The 20,759-nt window shown below is 52.1% G+C and carries 19 protein-coding genes, 1 pseudogene and 1 riboswitch; of the genes and pseudogenes, 14 read left to right on the plus strand and 6 right to left on the minus strand.

Going from position 1 to position 20,759, the window contains the following annotated elements; all coding sequences use genetic code 11:
• Window positions 1–41: 41 nt before the first annotated feature.
• Window positions 42–773, plus strand: a complete 732-nt coding sequence (locus H9L05_RS09700; RefSeq protein ID WP_187733983.1) for a porin family protein — start codon at window positions 42–44, stop codon at window positions 771–773.
• A gap of 66 nt (window positions 774–839) precedes the next feature.
• On the opposite strand, the gene H9L05_RS09705 is transcribed toward H9L05_RS09700, so the two are convergent.
• On the minus strand, window positions 840–1,280 hold the full coding sequence (locus tag H9L05_RS09705) for a hypothetical protein (protein WP_187733984.1): 441 nt from the start codon (window positions 1,278–1,280) through the stop codon (window positions 840–842).
• Window positions 1,281–1,543: 263 nt separating this feature from the next.
• Complete coding sequence (mscL, locus tag H9L05_RS09710) at window positions 1,544–1,963, minus strand: large conductance mechanosensitive channel protein MscL (protein ID WP_187733985.1); 420 nt, start codon at window positions 1,961–1,963, stop codon at window positions 1,544–1,546.
• Between the two features lie 145 nt (window positions 1,964–2,108).
• Between mscL and H9L05_RS09715 the strand changes: the two genes are divergently transcribed.
• The 8 genes from H9L05_RS09715 (at window position 2,109) to H9L05_RS09750 (ending at window position 10,192) form a co-directional block, all read left to right on the plus strand.
• Window positions 2,109–2,897, plus strand: coding sequence for an enoyl-CoA hydratase/isomerase family protein (locus H9L05_RS09715; RefSeq protein ID WP_187733986.1), 789 nt, complete (start codon window positions 2,109–2,111; stop codon window positions 2,895–2,897).
• 6 nt (window positions 2,898–2,903) lie between these two features.
• Complete coding sequence (locus H9L05_RS09720) at window positions 2,904–4,421, plus strand: lipopolysaccharide biosynthesis protein (RefSeq protein ID WP_187733987.1); 1,518 nt, start codon at window positions 2,904–2,906, stop codon at window positions 4,419–4,421.
• 150 nt (window positions 4,422–4,571) lie between these two features.
• Window positions 4,572–5,006: a dUTP diphosphatase gene (gene dut / locus H9L05_RS09725; RefSeq protein ID WP_187733988.1), complete on the plus strand. Its 435-nt coding sequence runs from the start codon at window positions 4,572–4,574 to the stop codon at window positions 5,004–5,006.
• 106 nt (window positions 5,007–5,112) lie between these two features.
• Complete coding sequence (locus H9L05_RS09730) at window positions 5,113–6,123, plus strand: sugar phosphate nucleotidyltransferase (RefSeq protein WP_187733989.1); 1,011 nt, start codon at window positions 5,113–5,115, stop codon at window positions 6,121–6,123.
• Window positions 6,124–6,246: 123 nt separating this feature from the next.
• Window positions 6,247–6,765: a tetratricopeptide repeat protein gene (locus H9L05_RS09735; protein ID WP_187733990.1), complete on the plus strand. Its 519-nt coding sequence runs from the start codon at window positions 6,247–6,249 to the stop codon at window positions 6,763–6,765.
• Entirely contained in the window at window positions 6,696–8,078 is a 1,383-nt protein-coding gene (locus H9L05_RS09740) for a tetratricopeptide repeat protein (RefSeq protein ID WP_187733991.1), read from the plus strand. The genes H9L05_RS09735 and H9L05_RS09740 overlap by 70 nt, the downstream gene beginning before the upstream one ends.
• Window positions 8,071–8,835, plus strand: coding sequence for a DUF4292 domain-containing protein (locus tag H9L05_RS09745; protein ID WP_187733992.1), 765 nt, complete (start codon window positions 8,071–8,073; stop codon window positions 8,833–8,835). The genes H9L05_RS09740 and H9L05_RS09745 overlap by 8 nt, the downstream gene beginning before the upstream one ends.
• The gene (locus H9L05_RS09750) at window positions 8,819–10,192 is read left to right on the plus strand and encodes a murein hydrolase activator EnvC family protein (RefSeq protein WP_187733993.1); all 1,374 of its coding nucleotides are present in this window, start codon (window positions 8,819–8,821) and stop codon (window positions 10,190–10,192) included. The genes H9L05_RS09745 and H9L05_RS09750 overlap by 17 nt, the downstream gene beginning before the upstream one ends.
• A 14-nt stretch (window positions 10,193–10,206) precedes the next feature.
• Here H9L05_RS09750 and H9L05_RS09755 read toward each other — a convergent pair.
• From H9L05_RS09755 to H9L05_RS09765, 3 genes and pseudogenes are all read right to left on the minus strand, one after another.
• Window positions 10,207–11,302: pseudogene (locus H9L05_RS09755) on the minus strand (homoserine O-acetyltransferase family protein).
• Window positions 11,303–11,571: 269 nt separating this feature from the next.
• Entirely contained in the window at window positions 11,572–12,957 is a 1,386-nt protein-coding gene (locus H9L05_RS09760; protein ID WP_187733994.1) for an O-acetylhomoserine aminocarboxypropyltransferase/cysteine synthase family protein, read from the minus strand.
• A 379-nt stretch (window positions 12,958–13,336) separates the two neighbouring features.
• Window positions 13,337–13,451, minus strand: a riboswitch (SAM riboswitch).
• Window positions 13,452–13,634: 183 nt separating this feature from the next.
• Window positions 13,635–13,934 carry a LysM peptidoglycan-binding domain-containing protein gene (locus tag H9L05_RS09765; RefSeq protein WP_187309789.1) on the minus strand — a complete coding sequence of 100 codons (300 nt, stop codon included), beginning with the start codon at window positions 13,932–13,934 and terminating at the stop codon, window positions 13,635–13,637.
• 221 nt (window positions 13,935–14,155) lie between these two features.
• Between H9L05_RS09765 and H9L05_RS24955 the strand changes: the two genes are divergently transcribed.
• Entirely contained in the window at window positions 14,156–14,569 is a 414-nt protein-coding gene (locus H9L05_RS24955) for a hypothetical protein (protein WP_187309790.1), read from the plus strand.
• 57 nt (window positions 14,570–14,626) lie between these two features.
• Here the strand turns inward: H9L05_RS24955 and H9L05_RS09775 are convergent, their stop codons facing one another.
• The gene (locus tag H9L05_RS09775; RefSeq protein ID WP_223284850.1) at window positions 14,627–15,796 is read right to left on the minus strand and encodes a lysylphosphatidylglycerol synthase transmembrane domain-containing protein; all 1,170 of its coding nucleotides are present in this window, start codon (window positions 15,794–15,796) and stop codon (window positions 14,627–14,629) included.
• A gap of 178 nt (window positions 15,797–15,974) precedes the next feature.
• Between H9L05_RS09775 and dxs the strand changes: the two genes are divergently transcribed.
• The 4 genes from dxs (at window position 15,975) to H9L05_RS09795 (ending at window position 20,687) form a co-directional block, all read left to right on the plus strand.
• Entirely contained in the window at window positions 15,975–17,915 is a 1,941-nt protein-coding gene (gene dxs, locus H9L05_RS09780; protein WP_187733996.1) for a 1-deoxy-D-xylulose-5-phosphate synthase, read from the plus strand.
• A gap of 459 nt (window positions 17,916–18,374) precedes the next feature.
• Window positions 18,375–18,650, plus strand: coding sequence for a hypothetical protein (locus H9L05_RS09785; protein ID WP_187733997.1), 276 nt, complete (start codon window positions 18,375–18,377; stop codon window positions 18,648–18,650).
• A 589-nt stretch (window positions 18,651–19,239) separates the two neighbouring features.
• Window positions 19,240–19,677: a T9SS type A sorting domain-containing protein gene (locus tag H9L05_RS09790; protein WP_187733998.1), complete on the plus strand. Its 438-nt coding sequence runs from the start codon at window positions 19,240–19,242 to the stop codon at window positions 19,675–19,677.
• Window positions 19,678–19,841: 164 nt separating this feature from the next.
• Entirely contained in the window at window positions 19,842–20,687 is an 846-nt protein-coding gene (locus H9L05_RS09795; RefSeq protein WP_187733999.1) for an alpha/beta fold hydrolase, read from the plus strand.
• The last annotated feature ends 72 nt before the right edge of the window (window positions 20,688–20,759 follow it).

Below are 20,759 nucleotides of genomic sequence, written 5' to 3' on the forward strand. Positions count from 1 at the left end.
ACTACCAGCTGGCGCAACTGTGCCAACTGCTTTTACTACTTATGAGAGCATTTTCGCTTCTACTGTGCCTTACGCTCTGGATGGGTCTGAACTCATTAACCTTGGCTCAAACCGCCCGGCGACCCACTGCCAAGCCAACAGCCAATAAACCGGCTTCAACGCCGACAAAGTCAGTTCCAGCTAGTGCTGAGACGTCAGGCGACGACGAAATTCCGCCCCTCGATACCCGCTTTCCTGAGTTATTCAAACCAGAAAGTACGCCTACCTTTCGTAAAGGCTACTCGATAGTGAATTTGGGCTTGGGACTGTTGAGCCCCAACAATGGCTACGATCTGTTTGGCAGCCTGAAAAGCGCACCAGCACTTACCTTGGCTTATGATCGGGGCGTGGTAGAAGGCATCGGGCCGGGTACTATTGGTCTGGGGGGCATTATTGGCTACAAAGGTTACCGCTACGACTTTCCCAACACCGACGAAGACGCCACCTGGACCGACATCGTACTTATGGGGCGTGCTACCTACCATTACAATTTCACCACCAACCCTCAGCTCGATACCTATGGCGGTATCAGCTTGGGTGTGCGGGCTAATTTTTATAAAAACGAAGTTTCAACGGCCGCTGAACGTGACCGTTATACCGGCGACGGCCTGCACTTAGCGTATGGGCTGTTTGCGGGCGCACGCTACTACCTCACCGAGCGATTTGGAGCCTTTGGAGAAGTAGGTTACGACATGTCGTACCTGAAACTCGGACTCAGTTATCGATTTCAATAAGACATGAAAAAAGGCCCCCAGACCTAGTCTGGGGGCCTTTTTTCATGTAAGACAACGCTGAAAGAATTAAAAAAACAAAAAGCCGTTGCGTTTCTTATGCTTCAGCGGCTTGCCTTTCGGATCAATGCCGGGTGCGGCCCGCGAGAGGCCGCGCTTCTGCTTGGCGGTACCAACACGCTTGTCTTTGAATTTTTTGACCGTGAAGCCGCCCGTACCCTTATCGTACTGACGAGCCGGGCCAGTGCCGCGACCGAAGCTGGTGTTGGCCGTGCTGGCACCGGAGCGAGCTTCCAGAATTTCTAACTGTTGATCACGCTTCGCGTCATCGGGGTTCATATTCATTCGGCGCTGCATGCGCGCCACATCAGCCGACTCGTCTTTCGATTTCTGTTTACGAGGCTTGGCTCCTGCCTCCTGATCGGGTGCGGGGGGCACAACCTGGGCGTAAGCAGGCGCCATGAACAGACCGGAAAGCGCCAGCACTGCGCCGGCAAGAAACTTTTTCATGCACAAAAGATAAAGAGAGGAATAGCTACCAAACGACGGAAGGGCAACTTTCGTACCCGTCCCGGCAACGGGGTCTGTATAAAGTTAGTTTCAAACGCCAGAAACTTGTAACTGAGTCTACCAGCCTGAATTTCTTTGGGTTAGTTGCGTTTCTTCGGGTCGCTAAGGTTGCGCACAATAACCGGAATAGCAAAAAAGCCCCCAGCTTAAGATCAACTTTTGGCTGGGGGGCTTTTTTGCTGGTACTCATCGAGCAGTGTGGATTAGGGACGGCGCAGGGCGTCACGGATTTCCATAAGCAGTGCCTGATCCTTCGTTGGACCTGGATCTACGGCCACCACTTCTGTAGGCTGGCGGAAGCGGTTAGCAAAGCGCACAATCAGGAAAACGCAGAAGGCGATGATGAAGAAGTAGATAACTGCGTTCAGGAACAGTCCAAAGTTAAGCGTCGCGGCTCCGGCTTCCTTCGCGGCTTCAATAGTTGCATACGACTCCCCATTAAGAGCTACAAACCAATTCTTAAAGTCGACGCCGCCCGTAGCCAACCCGATTAGGGGCATGAGAATATCTTCAGTCAAAGAGGTAACGATTCTGCCGAAAGACGCACCTATAATTACGCCTACCGCGAGGTCGAGCACGTTGCCTTTTGCTACAAATTCTTTGAACTCAGAAATAACGCTCATAGGATTACAAGTTAAATGAGAGAGGCTTAAGTAAATATATAAGTATTTGCTTGAGGAAGCTTAACAGTGTCTGCAACCGGAGAATAGTGCCCCAATGGTTTTGCTTTATCTTTGCGGCCATTCTGTTTTGCCCTGCCCCACCACCATGACTACTTTCGACAATCTCCTTCTAGACCTCGATACCGCTTCGGGTATTCTTACCATCACCCTGAACAGGCCCACGAAGCTCAATGCCTTGAATAGCGCCACCATCAGTGATATCCACGGAGCCATGCAGCAAGCTCTTGATGATGAGCAGGTGCGAGGAATAATTATGACGGGAAGCGGCGAAAAGGCCTTTGTGGCCGGTGCCGATATTGCCGAGCTGGCGGGGCTGAACGAAATCAGTGGCCGCCGCTTTGCCGAGCAGGGTCAGGATGCCTTTGCCCTGATTGAGGAAAGCACGAAGCCCGTTATTGCCGCCGTCAATGGCTTTGCTTTGGGTGGCGGCGCTGAGTTGGCTATGGCCTGCCATCTGCGGGTAGCCAGCGAAAACGCCCGCTTTGGGCAGCCTGAAGTAAACCTAGGATTGATTCCGGGCTACGGCGGCACCCAGCGCTTGGCCCAATTAGTAGGCAAAGGCAAAGCGTTGGAAATGATGCTCACCGGCGACCCCATCAAAGCCGACGAAGCCCTGCGCTTGGGTTTAGTAAATCATGTAGTGCCCCAGGCCGAGCTGTTGGGCTTTTGCCAGCTGCTGCTCATGCGCATCCTCAGCAAAGCTCCCTTAGCCGTGGGCTTAGTGATTGACTGCGTGAATGCATTTTACGATCCTGAGCGCCACGGCTACCAGACCGAAGCCAACTCTTTCAGCCGGTGCTGCGGCTCCGACGACTTCCGCGAGGGCACCAGCGCTTTCCTCGATAAGCGCCCAGCCGCTTTCACGGGAAATTAAGCTAGCATGAGCGTCGCCAAAAAGCTGGCCAGCCAGACGGCTGTGTACGGCCTTAGCAGCATACTGGGGCGGGCGCTTACGTTCGCCCTGGTGCCGCTGTATACGGCTCGGTTTGCACCTAGCGAGTATGGTATCGTTACGGATCTGTATGCTTACGTGGCCTTCCTGAATATCGTATTCACCTACGGAATGGAAACGGCTTACTTCCGCTTTGCCAACCGTCCGGGCACCGACCGCCGCCAGCTATATAACCAGGTGATGAGCATGCTACTAACTAGTAGCCTGTTGCTCAGCGCATTTCTGGTGCTACTATCTGGTCCGTTAGCCGATGCCCTCCGCTACCCCGACCGCACCACCTACATCGTGTGGCTTGCTTTGGTGCTGGGCCTCGATGCCATAGTGGCCGTGCCGTTCGCCCGGCTGCGCTTAGAGAATAAAGCTAAGAAGTTTGCCGCTATTCGCTTCACCAATACCCTGGTGAATGTAGGTTTATCCTTGTTTTTCATCGTTTTCTGCCGCGATGTGTACGAGGGACGCATGCTTCCCGAGTTGCGGCCCTTGGTGGCGCGCATCTACAATCCGGAGTTAGGCGTTGGCTATATCTTTTTGATTAATCTGATAGCCAATGCCCTGTACATTCCGCTGCTCTGGCGCGAACTGCTGGACTTTCGCTTCCGCCTGAATCTGGCGCCGCTGCGGCCTATGCTGCAATACGCTTACCCGCTGATGTTGATGGGCTTAGCGGGCATGGTAAACGAGGTAGTCGACCGTATTCTGCTCAAGTACTGGCTGCCCGAAGGCTTTTATCCCGGACAAAGCAACCTGACGGCCGTCGGAATCTACGGTGCCTGCTACAAGCTGGCCATTTTTATGTCGCTGGTCATTCAGGCCTTCCGCTATGCGGCCGAGCCTTTCTTCTTTTCTCAGGCAGATGACAAAAACTCGCCGGCTACGTTTGCTGTCGTTTTAAAGTGGTTTACGCTCTGCTGCGCCGTTATTTTCGTGGTCATCAGCGTTTTTATCGAAGACTTTGGTTTGCTGCTGCGTAGTCCTGAGTACCGCACGGGCCTGGCGATAGTGCCGGTTTTGCTGCTCGCAAACTTATTTTTAGGTGTTTATTACAATTTGTCGGTCTGGTTTAAGCTCACCGATAGAACCTACTTCGGTACCTATATCAGTGTTGGCGGCGCCATACTGACTGTCGTGCTCAACCTGCTGCTCATCCCGATATTAGGTTACATGGGCAGCGCCCTTGCCACGCTGGCGTGCTACTTTACGATGGCGGCTATCTGCTGGTGGCTGGGCAACCGCTACTTCCCCATACCCTATCCGGTGCTGCGTATTAGTGTGTGGCTGCTGCTGGCTGTCGGGCTGGTAGCCGCCACGTGGTTTATCAATATCGAAGACTACTGGCTGCGGCATGCTTTTCATTTGGTAGTGTGCTTAGGGTTTGTGGGGGGCATTTTTTTAGTTGAGCGCGCCGACCTGACGCGTAAGACCAGGCCCCAGGTGAAGCAGGCTTAGCACAACGGCCGGGAGTCGCAAAAAAGCCCCCCAGACATGATATCAACTCTCAGACCGTCGCTTTTACACTTCGCTTTTAGCAGCGAGTGCCTTATATTCGTTTAGTTGCCCCCAAATCGTTTACTCTGCTGTTCGGGCTATATTTGTCGCATGCTGATTCCTATTATTAATCGCTCTACGCATCCATTGCCAGCTTACCAGACTGCTCATGCCGCGGGCATGGACGTGCGCGCTTATCTTTCAGAACCCGTTACGCTGCACCCTTTGCAGCGTGCCCTCATTCCAACGGGGCTTTTCATGGAGATTCCCGTGGGCTATGAGGTACAGGTACGGCCCCGCAGCGGCTTGGCTTTTAAGCACGGCATCGGCATCGTCAACAGTCCTGGCACCATCGACGCCGATTACCGCGGCGAGCTGAAAGTGCTGCTGGTCAACCTCTCAGATGAAGAGTTTGTGGTGCAGGATGGGGAGCGCATTGCTCAGTTGGTAGTAGCCCGCCACGAAACGGCCGTTTGGCAGGAAGCTGCCACGCTAAGCGAAACCACGCGCGGAACGGGTGGCTACGGCAGCACCGGAGTTAATTAGCATTGACTTTGCGAACGTTAAATCCCAGCGGAAGCAACCCAACTACAGTATTTCAGTTAGTATACATTCCGATCAACTCAAACTAGCAACCCAAACAACCTACTACATGAAAATCATCGTCCCGATGGCCGGCATGGGCAAGCGCATGCGCCCCCACACACTCACCGTTCCTAAGCCTCTGATTCCGATTGCGGGCAAGCCAATCGTGCAGCGCCTCGTGGAGGACATCGCGAAAGTTTGTGGAGAGCAAGTAGAAGAGGTGGCTTTTATCATCGGACGCTTTGGCGAGACAGTAGAGAAAAGCTTGGTGAAAATTGCCGAGTCGGTAGGGGCCAAAGGCTCTATTTACTATCAGGATGAGCCCCTGGGTACTGCTCATGCTATTCTGTGTGCGAAGGACTCGCTCAGCGGACCGCTCGTAGTAGCTTTTGCCGACACTTTGTTTAAAGCCGATTTTACGCTGGATAGCTCCGCTGCCGGTACCATCTGGGTACAGCGCGTCGACGACCCGAAGCCCTTTGGCGTGGTGAAGCTGGATGACCATGGCCAGATTACGGACTTCGTAGAAAAGCCCACAGAGTTTGTGTCAGATCTGGCCATTATCGGCATCTACTATTTCCAGGATGGCGACTATCTGCGCGACGAGTTACAATTCTTGCTCGACAATGATATCAAGGACAAAGGCGAGTTTCAGCTTACCAATGCCCTCGAAAACATGAAAAACAAGGGCACAACCTTCGTGCCCGGCCGCGTAACCGAGTGGCTCGACTGCGGTAACAAGGACGCCACGGTGTTTACCAATCAGCGCTACCTGGAGTACTTGCAGGAGCGGGGCGAAAAGCTGGTATCTGAATCGGCTACTCTGACCAATTCCATCGTGATTCCACCAGTGTATATTGGTGAGAATGTGAAGATTACTGATTCAGTGGTTGGCCCGCACGTTTCATTGGGCAACAATGCCAACGTGCGCCAATCAGTTGTTTCTAACTCAATCGTGCAGGAATCGGCTACTGTATTGAACACCAACGTGACCAATTCTATGATTGGCAACCACGCTACCGTTACCGGTGTGCCTCATGATTTGAGCCTTGGCGACTATAACACGCTGCGCGTGTGACATTTTCCGCCTCTCGGACGTTAGCAATAGCGCGGACTTATGTTCGCTGGTTTGTTTAGTGCGAAGCCTGCTTCGTTTTAGTACCTTCTGAACAGCGGATTATTGGTCCGCGCTCTTGCGTCCATGAGTCGTATTTCTGCCCTTGTTTTTTTGCTGATCAGCCTGCTGTTTGCCGTTCCGGCGTGGGCGCAGCAATCTGCGCCCGCCAAAAAGGATGCGCCTAGTAAAAAGTCTGAGAAACCGGAAAAGCCGCGTAAGCTTAGCCGACGGGAGAAGAAGGAACTTAGCCGGCGCGCGGAAGTAGAGGCTGCCCAGCTTCGGGTAGGAGCAAACTTATCGGACCGCGACCGGGACATGAGCGAGTCTTACTTCGTGGATGGGGTGAAGTATGTGCTGCTGGAAGACTACAATAAAGCGTTGGAGCGCCTGCTGAAAGCCTACGCACTGAACCCTACCAACGCAGCCATCAACTACAAGATAGCCGAGACGAACTTGCTGAGCGGCAATCTGAAAGATGCCACTAACTTTGCGCAGGCCGCCGTCAGATATGCCCCCAGAATGCTTATTACTACTTGCTGCTGGCGCAGGTATATACTTCGCAGAAGCAGTTTGATAAGGCTACGCAGGTGTATACCAGCCTGATCAAGGAAGTACCAGATTCTGATTACTATCTGTTCAATCTGGCCGACTTATACATGGCTCAGGGCAAGCTGAATGAGGCGCTGGCTACATTCGAGCAAGCAGAGAAGAAATTTGGCCCCCTTGATGAGGTCTCTTTCAAGAAGCAGCAGATATATCTCAAGCAGAATAACTTAGAAAAAGCCCTCCAGGAGGGCGAGGTCCTCATAAAGACCAACCCGGAAGAGGTGCGCTATGTGCTGGCGCAGGCAGAGATGTATGCTTCCAATAATCGTTTCACTGATGCTATTCGGCTAAGTGAGCAGGCGCTGAAGCAAGACCCAGATAATCCGCAGGCCCGCATGATTCTGGCGGATGTCTATCGCATACAAGGCAACTCAGTGGAGTCGGCCAAGCAGATCAAGCTGGCCTTTGCCAGCCCGGCGCTCGACATAGATGATAAGGTGCGCATCCTGGTTGATTACATCAAGCAACTGCCTAATCCAGCTATCGAGCAAACGGCCCTTGATCTGGCAACTATTACTACCAAAGTTCACCCAAAGGAAGCCAAAGCGTTTTCAGTAGCTGGCGATTTACAAACTATCACGGGCCATAAGGCTGCTGGGCGGGAGGCTTATTTGCAGGCCATTCAGCTCGACGATTCCAAGTTTCTGCTTTGGCAGCAAGTCGTGCTGATTGACGCGGAGCTAAACCAAACGGATTCTCTCTTGCGTCACACCGAGCGGGCTTTGGAGCTTTTCCCCAACCAGGCTGCCATGTGGTTCTACAACGGGGTAGCTTATATTCTAGACAAGCAGCCAGTAAAAGGCGTGAAGTCACTTGAATATGGGCGGAAGCTGGCCACTGACAATCCGGAGCTACTATCGCAGTTTGACACGCAGCTGGGCGATGCTTACCACGAGTTGAAAGAGTATGCCAAGTCGGATGCTGCCTACGAGGCTGCGTTGAGCTTTGATGCCAACAATGCGCAGGCGCTGAACAATTACAGCTACTATCTATCGTTGAGAGGCGATAAGCTGGAAAAGGCGAAGGAAATGTCGGGTAAGCTAGTTAAGCAGTTTCCTGACAATGATACCTACCTGGATACGTACGCTTGGGTTTTATACAAGCTTAAGGATTACCAAGGGGCCAAGCAAGCGCTGGAAAAGGCCCTCAAGACGACTACTGATGCCACTGTAATAGAGCATTACGGGGATGTGTTATTTCAACTGGGCGAAAAAGACAAGGCCGTGACTCAGTGGCAACGCGCCCAAAAGGCCGGCGGCGCATCGGCGTTCATCGTCCGCAAGATCAAAGACCAAAAATTGTATGAGTAACCGCTTTTTGCTGCTTTTTGTAGTCCTCATTATCCTGGGAAGCTGCGCCCGCAAGGCCATTCCCGCCAAAACTGTTATTCCACCAACTGCCAATGCAGTTAAGGCCAACAACGTAGAGTTTCGGTACCTCTCGGCCAAGGGCAAAGCTCAGATTGAGCAAAACGGCAATAAGCTCCCCAATGCGAATCTGACGCTTCGCATGCGCCGCGATAGCGTGATCTGGTTATCGGTATCGGTGGCTGGATTTGAGGGCGTGCGCGCTTCCATTACCCAAGATTCGGTTCGGGTACTGAATAAGCTGCAGCACGAATATTATGTAGGTGATTTTGCCTACTTAAGTCGTCAGCTTAACGTGCCTGTTTCCTTTGCTCAGGTTCAAGCTTTGCTGCTTGGCAACTACCTGCCCGCCACCAACGGAACGGAGCCCACAATAACGACGGAGGGAGCTACGCAGCGCATACAGTACAACCAAGCCAGTTTATTTATTGAGCAGCTTATTGAAATGAGCCTGGGTAAGCTACAAAAGCTCAGCGTGCGTGATGATGCCAGTAAAAATAATCTGCTGGTAGATTACTCTGACTTTCGCACGTTGATGCCTACTAATCAGAGTTTTGCTCATAATACGGTGGTTCAGGTGCAGCAGGCCAATGGTAAGACCAACTCATCGGCCGCTATTAACTATCGCAATGTGGACGTAGACACCGAGCGTTTGGATTTCCCGTTCTCGGTACCTTCGGGCTATGTACGCAAAAAGTAAGCACTGGCTTTGCTGGCTGCTATTGGGATTGATGTTGGTGCAGGCTGCGCCATCGGTGGCTCAGCAGCGCAGTAAAAAAACAACCACGCGCAAAGCCCCTGTCCGGAAAAGCACCACTAAATCGAAAGCACAGCTGGAACGCGAGCGGTTAGCTAACCTGCGCCGGATTCGGGAAGCCAGCCGCATTTTGAGTCAGACACAAAAGCAGAAAGAGGCTTCGCTTGGTCAGCTGAATGCGCTCAAAGAAAAGCTGGACGTGCAGAAGGGCGTAATCCGCAACATCTCCTCGGAGCTGAAGTACATTGAGTCGGATGTACGGCAGACAGAAACCCAGGTGCAGCAAACGCAGCAGAGTCTGGAGCAGCTCAAGAGCGAATATGCCCGGCTGATCTACGCGTCCTCCAAAACGGCCAATAGCTACAACCGCCTCATGTTTTTGTTTGCGGCCGAGTCGTTCAACCAACTCATGCTGCGCATGCGCTATGTTCGGCAGTACTCGGAGGTACGCAAAACGCAGGCGGCTCAAATTACGAGCGTACAGCAGCGCCTCAACCGCCAGCTTACGGGCCTGACGGAGAAGAAGCAGGAAAAAAGCAGTTTGCTTACTACGCAGCTGGCCGAGAACCGCAACCTCAGCACATTGAAGGTGCAGCAGGACCAGGTAGTTACGAAGCTGAGCCGCCAGGAGGAAAACCTGCGCCAAGAGCTGGCCAATCGTCAGGAAGCCGTCAGGAAGCTGGATAATTTGATTGCTCAGCGAGTGCGTGAAGAGATAGCCCGAGCTGCCCGGGTGGCCGCAGCCAAAGCAGCCGCAAAAGCGGCCGCCGAACGTGCCGCAGCTGGTAGCAGTAGCCCTGGCAGTACCGCCCGCACCAGTCCGGCAGCCGAAGCGGCCGCTACCCGCGTCGACCGCATTACGCTCACACCCGAAATAGCCAGTATTTCCTCATCATTTGCCGAGAACAGGGGGCGCATGCTGTGGCCTGTAGCCCGCGGATTTATTTCTCAGCACTTCGGCCGTCATGCGCATCCAGTGCTAAAAAACGTGATTGTTGAGAACCGCGGCGTCGATATCCAAACAAGCGCCGGAGAAGCTGTGCGAGCTGTTTCAGCCGGTAAAGTGCTTACCGTTACCAGTATTGCGGGCATGAATAACATCGTGATGGTGCAGCACGGAGAGTACTTCACCGTGTATGCCAAGCTGCGCAGCGTAAGCGTAAGTGAGGGCGACCAAGTGCAGGCCAAGCAGTCAATCGGGACTGTGTACACCAATTCGGAGGGTACGTCGGAGCTACAGTTTCAGGTGTGGCGCAACAGCTCCAACCTGAACCCCGAAAGCTGGCTGGGACAGAAGTAAAGCTCAAAGACAGTTTAGGTGCGAGCTGAGCTGCCAGATGCCAGCATATTTGCCCCCAGCGGCTGTGAAACGCTTAAGGCGCATTTCTGCGCGAGCTTCTGCACGTAGAAGCTTTCGAGGAACTGAGTGATTTGGGCGGTTTCGATCAGAAAGCCATCGTGGCCGTAGCCGGAATCCATTTCGGCGTAGATAGCGCCGGGGATGTGGCGAGCCAAAAGCTGCTGCTCACTGGGTGGAAATAATACATCAGACGTGATGCTTAGCACCAACGTGCGAGCCCTGATCTGGCCCAGCGCAGCAGGTACGCCCCTCGGCCTCGGCCCACATTATGCGAGTCCATCGCTCTGGACAGCGCCACATAGGTGTACGCATTGAAGCGCGCCACTAGCTTATCGCCCTGATATTGCTGATAAGAGCTGGCCCGAAAATCCGTGATTTTGTTTTCCTCGGGTTCATGCTGGGTATTGCCATATGCCTCGTAGCTGCGGTAGCTGAGCAGGGCTATGGCGCGGGCTGCTTTTAAGCCAAATTGCCCCCCAGTCGGCGTGGCCGACTGGTAAGTAGGGTCGGCGAAAATGGCCAGGCGCTGCGCTTCGTTAAAAGCAATGCCCAGGGCGAATGCTGCGCGTTGGTAGCCAGCACAACAAGGTGCTCGAACACAGTGGGTCGCTGAATCGCCCACTCCAATGCCTGCTGCCCACCTAATGAGCCGCCAATCAGCGTGTGAATATGGCCTATACCCAAATGCTGGCGCAACGCTTCGTGCGCCGCGACCATATCGCGCACGGTAAGCAGCGGAAAATTATGGTAGAGCCGTTCCTGCGAATCGGTGGGGGTGAGCGGGCCGGAAGATCCGTAGCAGGAGCCCAATATGTTGGCGCATACGATGAAATGATTTGCCGGATCGAAGTAGCAGTTATTACCAAACAGACCGGGCCACCAGCTGAGCACATCAGCGTTGGCCGTAAGCGCATGGCATACCCATACCACATTGTCGCGGGCGGCATTCAGCGTTCCATAGGTCTGGTAAGCTATCTGCACCTGAGGCAAGGTGGCGCCACTTTCGAGCTGAAGCGGCGCGGGAAGAATAAACATCTGATAATCAGTCATGCGACGCTAGCGGATTCCCGAGCCAAGAGGGGATTGTTGAAGCTGCCAATACAGCAGTCAGACTCATGACGAATGGTAAAGCAGATTTTCAATAGCTCCCAAACCGAGTGAGGTTAACCCGATCAGGGGTTGGTTCGGGAGCTATTGAAGGATGGGCAAGGCGGTATCTTTCTTCCGTTTCTACCTTGTCACCCCGCCAAACCGTAGGACTGGAAAACGGAGCGCCGGTTGCTGCAACGGCCGCGCTCCGTACTTTCTGCTTGCCGCAGTTATACTTCCAGCACTACGGGGTGTTCGAGAGCTGGCTCTGGGAGCGCGTCGCTTTCGCTTTGCTGACGCTGGGGGGCTTTTTCCGCTACCGCGTCGAAGGCGTTCTGCAGGTCAGCTTTGATGTCTTCGATGTGCTCCAAGCCCAGAGAAATGCGCAGCAGCGTGGGCGTCACGCCAGCCGCTATTTGCTCCTGATCGGAGAGCTGCTGGTGGGTAGTGGCAGCGGGCTGAATGATCAGCGTTTTCGCATCGCCCACGTTAGCCAGATGACTCACCAGCTTTAAGTTGTCGATGAAGTGCGTGGCTGTTTCTTTGCTGCCTTTTATGCTGAAAGTCAGTACGCCACCTGCGCCGCGCTTCAGGTATTTCTGGGCTAAGGTGTGGTAGCGGCTGCTTTTCAAGCCCGGGTAATTTACGGCTTCCACCTGCGGATGCTGTTCCAGCCATTCGGCCAGCTTTTGCGCATTTTCTACCGTCCGGTCTACGCGCAACGACAGGGTTTCGAGGCCTTGCAACAGCAGGAATGAGTTGAAGGGGCTAATAGCAGGACCAAAATCGCGCAGGCCTTCTACCCGTGCCCTAATGATAAAGGCAATGTTGCCAAACGGTCCGCCTTTGCCGAAGACATCGTTGAAGACGAGGCCGTGGTAGCCTTCTGATGGCTCCGTAAACTGCGGAAACTTGCCGTTGCCGAAGTCGTATTTGCCCCCGTCCACAATCACGCCGCCAATGCTGGTGCCGTGGCCGCCAATCCATTTTGTGGCCGACTCTACCACGATGTGCGCGCCGTGCTCCAGGGGGCGAAACAAGTAACCGCCCGCGCCGAACGTGTTATCAACGATGAGGGGTAGGTCGTGCTTGTCAGCAATGGCAGCAATGCGCTCAAAATCGGGGATGCTGAAGCTGGGATTGCCAATGGTTTCGAGGTAAAGCGCCTTGGTGTTGTCGTCGATCAGTGCCTCAAAGCTTTCGGGGGTGTCGCCATCGGCAAAGCGGGCTTCGATACCTAAGCGCTTGAAAGCCACCTTGAATTGGTTGTAGGTACCACCGTAGAGGTGCTGGGTGCTCACGAAGTTATCGCCGCCCTGTAGGATGTTGTTCAGCGCCAGAAACTGGGCTGCCTGCCCCGAACTGGTAGCCAACGCGGCCACGCCACCTTCCAAGGCTGCCACCCGTTGCTCAAACACATCGGTGGTGGGGTTCATGAGGCGCGTATAAATGTTGCCGAACTCCTTAAGGGCAAATAGATTAGCCCCGTGTTCAGCGTTTTTAAACACGTAAGAAGTGGTCTGGTAGAGAGGAACGGCGCGCGAGCCAGTAGTGGGATCGGGCTGCTGGCCAGCGTGTAGTTGGAGCGTTTCGAAGTGCAGGTTTTGCGTGGACATAGTAAGTCTGATTGAGTTTTATTTGAACTAGGAAGAGATGAGAAGATGCAGATAGTTAGGCGCATCAGGGCCGCAGGAGGCGGCAAGCTGAGCGGGCTCCGTAGCCAAAAGAGCTAGACAGAGACGGGCGAAAACCTACCGTCGGAGCGAGCATAAAGCCCAGCGTGCGACACGGTTTTGAAACGACTAAAGAGGAAAGGGTCTAAACCGGAAGCCAGCTTAGCAACAGCATGCGCAACAACAGCACATTCGCGTAGCCTCATAACTGCCAACGGCAGGGGGCAAAACGCAGAAACCCGCAAGCCAACCAAGGCGCAAGGAAGCAGCCGGGACAAACGGGTGAAGTAAGAAGGAAAAAGCAGTGTTTTTCATGGCACTCAGCTTATATCTCCCGCTGGCAAAATGGCCGAACGGGCAGGAATTGGCACCTTTCAAAACAATGAAGGTTGCCAGCGGGTCAGGGAGCCTGTTCTCTCGCCGCTTCTGTATAAAATCTGAAAAACTGTCTCGTCGATAACGAGGAGTACCGGGTTGGTAAGTGCAAATGTACAGTTCGAAATGAGAACGCCAAATGCAATAAAAAGTTTTTACGGAGGCTAACTCAATGAGTAACAAGCAAAAAAGCCCCCCAACATTTTGCTGGGGGCTTTTTGACTACAATTTAGCCTCGGGTGTACTTAAGCTTGGGGCAAGGTCAAAACCTGGCCTACTTCGATATGATCGGGGTTCGAACCAATGGTTGACTTGTTGGCGTCATAAATCTGGTGCCACTTAGCGGCGTCACCGTAGTGCTTCTTCGCGATTTTAGAAAGTGAATCGCCGCTAACTACTGTGTATTGCGTGCCTTGAGCGGCCGTAGGGGCAGCGGGCTGGTTGGCGTTGCCAAAGAAGTCAGTATTAGCCTTCTGGTTAGGGTTGGCAGCCGGCTGAACCGGTTTTTCGTCGCCTTTATTGGTTAAGAAATCGAACAGTCCCATAGTCGTGGTTGATTAAGGAGAAAAAGGCGCATGTGCTTGATAGCTATGCTGTCACGCCGTATTACGCCCCCACTGAAAATAAGTTGCGGGTCTCAAAAAGGCTTATCCGTTGTTAACTCTTTCCGGCGAGGCGCGTAAGAAGCGCAACATTGCTTTGCTGGAATATAGGACCAGCTGAAGTCGCTCCTTTCCATTTTTCGTTAACCCTAAGGTCACTCCTCATGAAAACTATTGCACTTCCTTTCCGCTATTTGGCCAGCCTCATTATGCTGTTGTCGCTATTCACGGCTGCTTGTAGCCAGAAAGACAAAGTTGGTGAAACCAATATGCTGTATGGCACCGAAAGCAAGGTCTGGAAAACGGATAAAGAAACCACTGCCAGCGGCGACAAAGTGGCCCAAACCGATGCTGATAAAGATACTGAGCTGCGTTTCTACGCCAACGGTAACTTCAACATGACGTCGCCTCAGCAGTCAATGCAGGGCAAGTACACCTTCGATCAGCCCGGCAAGAAAATCACCCTTACCCCCGACGGCGGCACTACATCCATGAGCTTTGATGTGGTAAACCTGACGGACGACAAAATCACGTTGCGCGGCGTAAATGGCGAGCAAATGATGCTGGAGTCTGAGTAATCGGATTTCGCTTACTTATAAAAAAGCCCCCAGTAGTACACTGGGGGCTTTTTTGCTTTAGGAGTTCATGACCTTCTTTACCTGATTTCGGCCGAATACCCGGGCTACCCAGCGGGGCAGGAAAATGGCCCCCAGCACCAGATACAGGTAATACGTAACAATACGATACAGCAGAACCACAAAATTTGTCATGGTGGGCGTGCCGATAAACTTGCCAAAAAAGGTGGGGAAAGCGCCCTCCGCAATGCCCGCGCCACCCGGCGTAATGGCCACCAGTAGCACCACTTTATAGATCAGGTTGCGGCTGAAAATCAGACCAAATTCCCCCCAGCTTAGATCCACAAAGGCAGCAATAATGCAACCGATTACCAAGTAGCGAGCCGTCCAGACGAAAGCCGTAGAAAGGGCCGCTTCTACCCAATATCTCGGTCCGTTGCCACGGAGCTGAGCCGAGGCCCACACCATCTCGTTGCCATGCTGATAGGCTTTGGCTCGCCAGCGCCGTAAGCCTTTCAGGGAAAACAGCCGCACCAATAACCGCTTAACCGACTGCGGATTAATAAAAAGCGCATAAAGCATTACGCCCGAGTACAGCGAAACCAACAGGTAGCTCAGCACGAAAGCCACCTTCAGGGTAGTTACAAAACCTCCCTGAAGCGCCTCGTGTGGGTACAGCGCATCGCCCGCCAGCCACACCACCAATGGCACCGTCACGACATAATAAACGTTGTCGAGCAATGCCGTAACCATCACGTAGGCAAGTGATTTGCCGAGAGAAATTCCTTCTTTATTCAGCAGAAACGGCGCTACGGAGGTGCCACCCACAGCGGAAGGCAATACGCAGGAGGCAAATTCCCAGATCATAATCACATCCAGGCTCTGGCGCCAGCTCAGTACTTTCTCCGAGATGTGTCGGATGCGGTAGATGTAGCCCCAATCGCGCGCTACCAGTACTGCTACCATCACCAATAGCCAATGCAGCTTGGCATTTGCTAAGGGCGCCAAATCCCCTGGCCGGTAGCTGCGCCAGAACATAAAGCCTACTACGCTCAGGCCAATAAGAACCGGCAGAACGATGCGAGAAGGCTTTAGCTTATCAAGAAGTTGCTTTTCCTGACTATCCTGGGTGAGCGGCATGGGTAAAAGGCGGGTGGTGGGGTAAAAGTAGGCAATAATGAGAGCGGCCCCTACCAAATACGCGTTAAGTGTTGCCTCGGACGAGGCCAACGCATGAGGTTAGAAGTAGGTGGAAGAAAGGTGAGCGTTTGCGACTTCCATCAACAACCGGCCCTAATGAAAAGTCGTACCTTTGTCTGGTAACTTCGGCAGGAAACTTGGACGGTTCCAACCTTTTACATTGCTAGTAGGTTATGGTGCTATATTTTACTTTTTGCTTTTCTGAAAGATGATTGTTGAACCCGGTGAACTACTGGCGGCCATTGACTCGCCTGATGACCTCAAGAAGCTCAGCGAGGACCAACTTGTCCAGGTAAGCCAAGAGCTGCGCCAGTTCATCATTGATTCAGTTTCGATTTATGGGGGGCATTTTGGTGCTTCTCTTGGCGTAGTAGAGCTAACGGTAGCTCTGCATTATGTCTTTAACACCCCCTACGACCAGCTAGTGTGGGATGTGGGCCACCAAGCCTACGGTCACAAAATCCTGACGGGTCGCCGCAACCAGTTCCCTACGAATCGTCGCTACGGCGGCATGTCGGGCTTTCCCAAGCGCAAGGAAAGCGAGTACGATGCCTTTGGCGTAGGTCACAGCAGCACCAGTATCGGCGCTGCCTTAGGCATGGCAGTAGCTTCCGAGTACAAGAATGAGCAGGACCGTCAGCACATCGCCGTAATCGGCGATGGTGCCATGACGGCCGGTATGGCCTTTGAAGCCCTCAATCATGCCGGCGTTGCCAAGTCTAACCTACTGGTTATTCTTAACGATAACTGCATGAGCATTGACCCCAATGTGGGTGCGCTCAAAGAATATCTTACCGACATCACCACCTCCCGCACGTACAATAAAGTGCGCGATGAGTTGTGGAACGTATTGGGCAAGCTCAGCAAGTTCGGCCCGAATCCCCAGCAGATTGCCCGCAAAGTAGAGCAGGCCATGAAGGCAACGCTGCTCAAGCAAAGTAATCTGTTTGAGGCCCTCAACTTCCGCTATTTCGGCCCCGTGGATGGCCACGATGTGCAGCATCTGACTACCATTCTGCGCGACCTGAAAAGCATTCCAGGTCCCAAAATTCTGCATTGCGTAACGGTAAAAGGAAAAGGCTATGCCTTAGCTGAAAAGGACCAAACGCTATGGCACGCGCCTGGTCTGTTCGACAAAATAACGGGTGAGATCCATAAGAAAACCTACGATAGTCCCCAGCCACCTAAGTATCAGGATGTGTTCGGCCACACTATCGTAGAACTTGCCGAGCAAAACGAAAAAGTGATGGGTGTAACGCCCGCCATGCCCTCCGGCTGCTCCCTGAATATCATGATGAAGGCCATGCCGGATCGTGCCTTCGACGTGGGCATTGCCGAGCAGCACGCTGTTACGTTCTCTGCGGGCTTGGCTACACAGGGCTTGGTACCGTTCTGCAACATCTATTCTTCCTTTATGCAGCGTGCCTACGATCAGGTAGTGCACGATGTGGCATTGCAGAATCTAAACGTGGTTTTCTGCCTCGACCGTGCCGGATTTGCCGGTGCCGACGGTCCCACTCACCACGGCTGCTACGACATAGCCTTTATGCGTTGCGTACCCAACATGGTGGTTTCGGCACCCATGAATGAACAGGAACTGCGTAACCTAATGTATACCGCCCAGCAGCCCGACATGGGTCCTTTTAGTATCCGCTATCCACGAGGTGAGGGCGTGATGCCTAAGTGGCGTACTCCTTTCCAAAAAATCACTGTTGGTACGGGCCGCGTAGTGCGCGAAGGGCAGGGTGTCGCTATCTTGAGTTTCGGCCATATCGGCAACTACGCAGTGAAGGCTACCGCTGCTTTGGCTGCTGAAGGTATTCCTGCCGGCCACTACGATATGCGCTTCGCTAAACCATTAGACGAAGCAATGCTTGCCGATGTACTCAGCCGCTACCAAGCTATTGTGACGGTAGAGGATGGCTGCCTGCAAGGCGGCTTTGGGGCTGCCGTGCTGGAGTTTATGGTTGACCATGGCCACAGCGTTCCTGTTAAGCGCCTGGGTATTCCTGACCGAGTTGTAGAACACGGCTCTCAGGATGAATTATATAAGGAGTGCGGCTTCGACGCCACTGGTATTGCTAACGCGGTGCGGGAATTGACTAGTAGGGTGGTAGCGAAAGCTTCTGTTGAGCGGTTCGCTCTCTAAAAGGAAAATTTACACATCTTCAGCTAGGCTATTCTTGCATATTAACGCTTTTCGTAATGCGGCAGTAGTGTGCTAACCTCTGTCAGTATTCATTACACTATTATTGAGAATTATTATACTTGTCCGGGCTTTCTATAGGCTCGGACTTTTTTTGGTGTTCTTTATTATACTATTATCACCAGTTGAGCTTATTGTATATAAACAGTTAAAAATGAATGCTATAATAGTGCTGCATAGGCCTTGAATCTATGCCCTTTGTAATGTTCTACGGCTGAAATAGTAAACGATGGTTCATGCCCAAACTTTGAATTATAATAAAATAAGGCATAGAATTAGCTTGTATATATAACTATTGAGTATAAATTTGTCAAGGTGAAATATTGCTTGCTGAACTACAAAATGGTTTTCCAACTTCTTACTTTCCTTTATCTGATCTCGCTTACCTAACCCTTTTGCATTTTGAAACATTATCTACTCCTCTGCTTAACCTTTGTGTTAATGGCCTTTGCCAGTAGCAATGCCTCAGCTCAATGTGTGTACACTAGTATCTCTAATGGAAACTTTTTTCTTCCAGGTACAACAACCATTAATCCAGCCGTTATACAGCGATCTTTAACTGGCTGTGGCACTCAAGATACGCCCAGTAATAGCACCATTATTATTGATGATAATGTAATCCTCAATGGTGATTTTACCACCACAGGTGAAATTAGAATAAAAGCTGGGGCTCATTGATAGAAGACGGCACCAGACGGACCTTAACAATAAATACCCAAGGTAACGTAGCAGGTTTTTTGGCAATAGAAGCTAGTGCAGAGCGTGTTATAAATTCTCCACAGGTAAGTGTATCGGTTCTTATAGGTAATAAGGCTAATATTATAGTAGATGATAATTCTATTTTACGGGTGAATTGCACCTTGCAGTTGATTAATCAGTCATACGTCGGGTTAGGTAATAATTCCTTACTCAATGTACTTGGTGATATAGATGTTCAGAATGGTAATGTTCTGATCACTGGTCCAGACCCCACTCAGGGGGGTCACCTGCAGGGTTACGCGTTGCCGGTGCTATTCGCACTAATAATGGAGGAGCAGACCTTTTCGCGCCTAATGATCTATTGATTACTTGTATACAGCAAAAAGAGATTCCCTGTACTGTCTCAACTGGACCAAATGTAACCCCAGTCAACTCTAGCAACGACCCATCATGCATTTCGGTGTTGCCTGTGACGCTTACTCGCTTTGTTGGCAACTGGGCTTCTGGTGGTACTGCAGTTAACCTGAAATGGACCACAGTTACTGAGGTTAATAATGCTCATTTCGCAGTGGAGCGTTCGGTTGATGGAATTACGTTCGAGAAGATAGCTCAGGTAGCAGGTGCGGGTAGCTCTACCATGCTGCGGAATTATGCTTACACTGATGTTAGCCCTTTAACTTCTTCTTCCTACTATCGCCTACGGCAGGTAGATTACGATGGCAAAGCCACGTATTCAACCATTATTTCCTTGGGCAAACCCCAGCGAACCACTGATTGGCTTGTTTCTACCTCTTCACCCCGCCATTTTACAATTCAGAGCCAACTGGACGGGGATAGCCGCTTCTCCGTGCTAGACGTAACTGGTAAGCCTGTGTTCTCGCAAGCTGTATCAACGGAAAATGCTGATGTCGTAATTCCTTCTCTCCCAACGGGCGTGTACCTTTTCCGTCTCACGACGAAGCAGGGCCGATTTACAGTTCGGCAGGTAGTTACAGCTGGCAAATAGTTAGGTGATCAAATTCGTAATAAAGCTGCCCTTCATAAGCCTTAAAACGAAACATAAACGCCAGCAAAAAGGCCAGGACCGTATACGGTCCTGGCCTTTTTGCTGGCGTTACCTTGCTCTTCAAATTACCAAGGTTTTAGATTTTAATTAACGAACTAGTAACTATGATTGAAGCATATAAAAAACCAGTTATTATCTTCCTCCACGGCTTTGCTGAAAGCCGCAACATCTGGGCTGAGTTTACCCAAGATTACCCCCCAGAGTACCGGATTCTCACACCCAACTTCCCCGGTTATGGCAACCAAAAGGAGCCACCTGTTGCTGACTACTCTATGGAAGCGCTGGCTGAGTTTGTACAAGAAGAGCTAGATCAGACCGGTATTCAACAAGCCATTTTTATTGGTCACTCTATGGGCGGATACGTGGCGTTGGCCTTTGCCGAGAAGTATCCGGCGCGGGTGGCGGGTTTGTGCCTCTTTCACTCGTCAGCCCAGGCAGATAGCGAGGAGAAGAAGGCCAACCGCGACAAGAACATCAGCTTTGTGGAGCGCCACGGCGTGGCAAAGTTTATGGAGACCTTCATCCGACCGCTGTTTGCCAATGCCAACGAGGAAGCCATGATGCCCTACCGGCGCCAGTTGGAAGAAATAGGTGCCGCCACCTCACAGGCTAGTATAGTTGGGGGTATGCGAGCCATGCGCAACCGGCCCGACCGTACGGAAGTGTTGCGCAAAGCCACGTTTCCAGTGCTATTTATAGTGGGTAAGGAAGATGCGGCGGTGCCGTTAGCTACGTCTTTGGAGCAGGTAGCACTGCCGCCTGTGAGCACAGCCCTGTTTCTGGAGCGCGTGGGTCACGTTGGGTTCTTTGAGCGGCCGCAAGTTACCCGACGGGCAGTGCTAGACTTCGTGGGGGCATTTTTGGAACGTAATAGGATCATCAGCAAACAAATAAAAAGCCCTGCTAGCAAACTAGCAGGGCTTTTTTCTAGGCAAAGAAATGCCTACTGAACTGGTACCATTTTATCACGCAGGCTAGTGGGTGCTCCCTCTAGCGACATGATGCACAAATTAGCTTTGTCG

This window comes from Hymenobacter qilianensis, assembly GCF_014489555.1.
GTDB lineage: Bacteria > Bacteroidota > Bacteroidia > Cytophagales > Hymenobacteraceae > Hymenobacter > Hymenobacter qilianensis.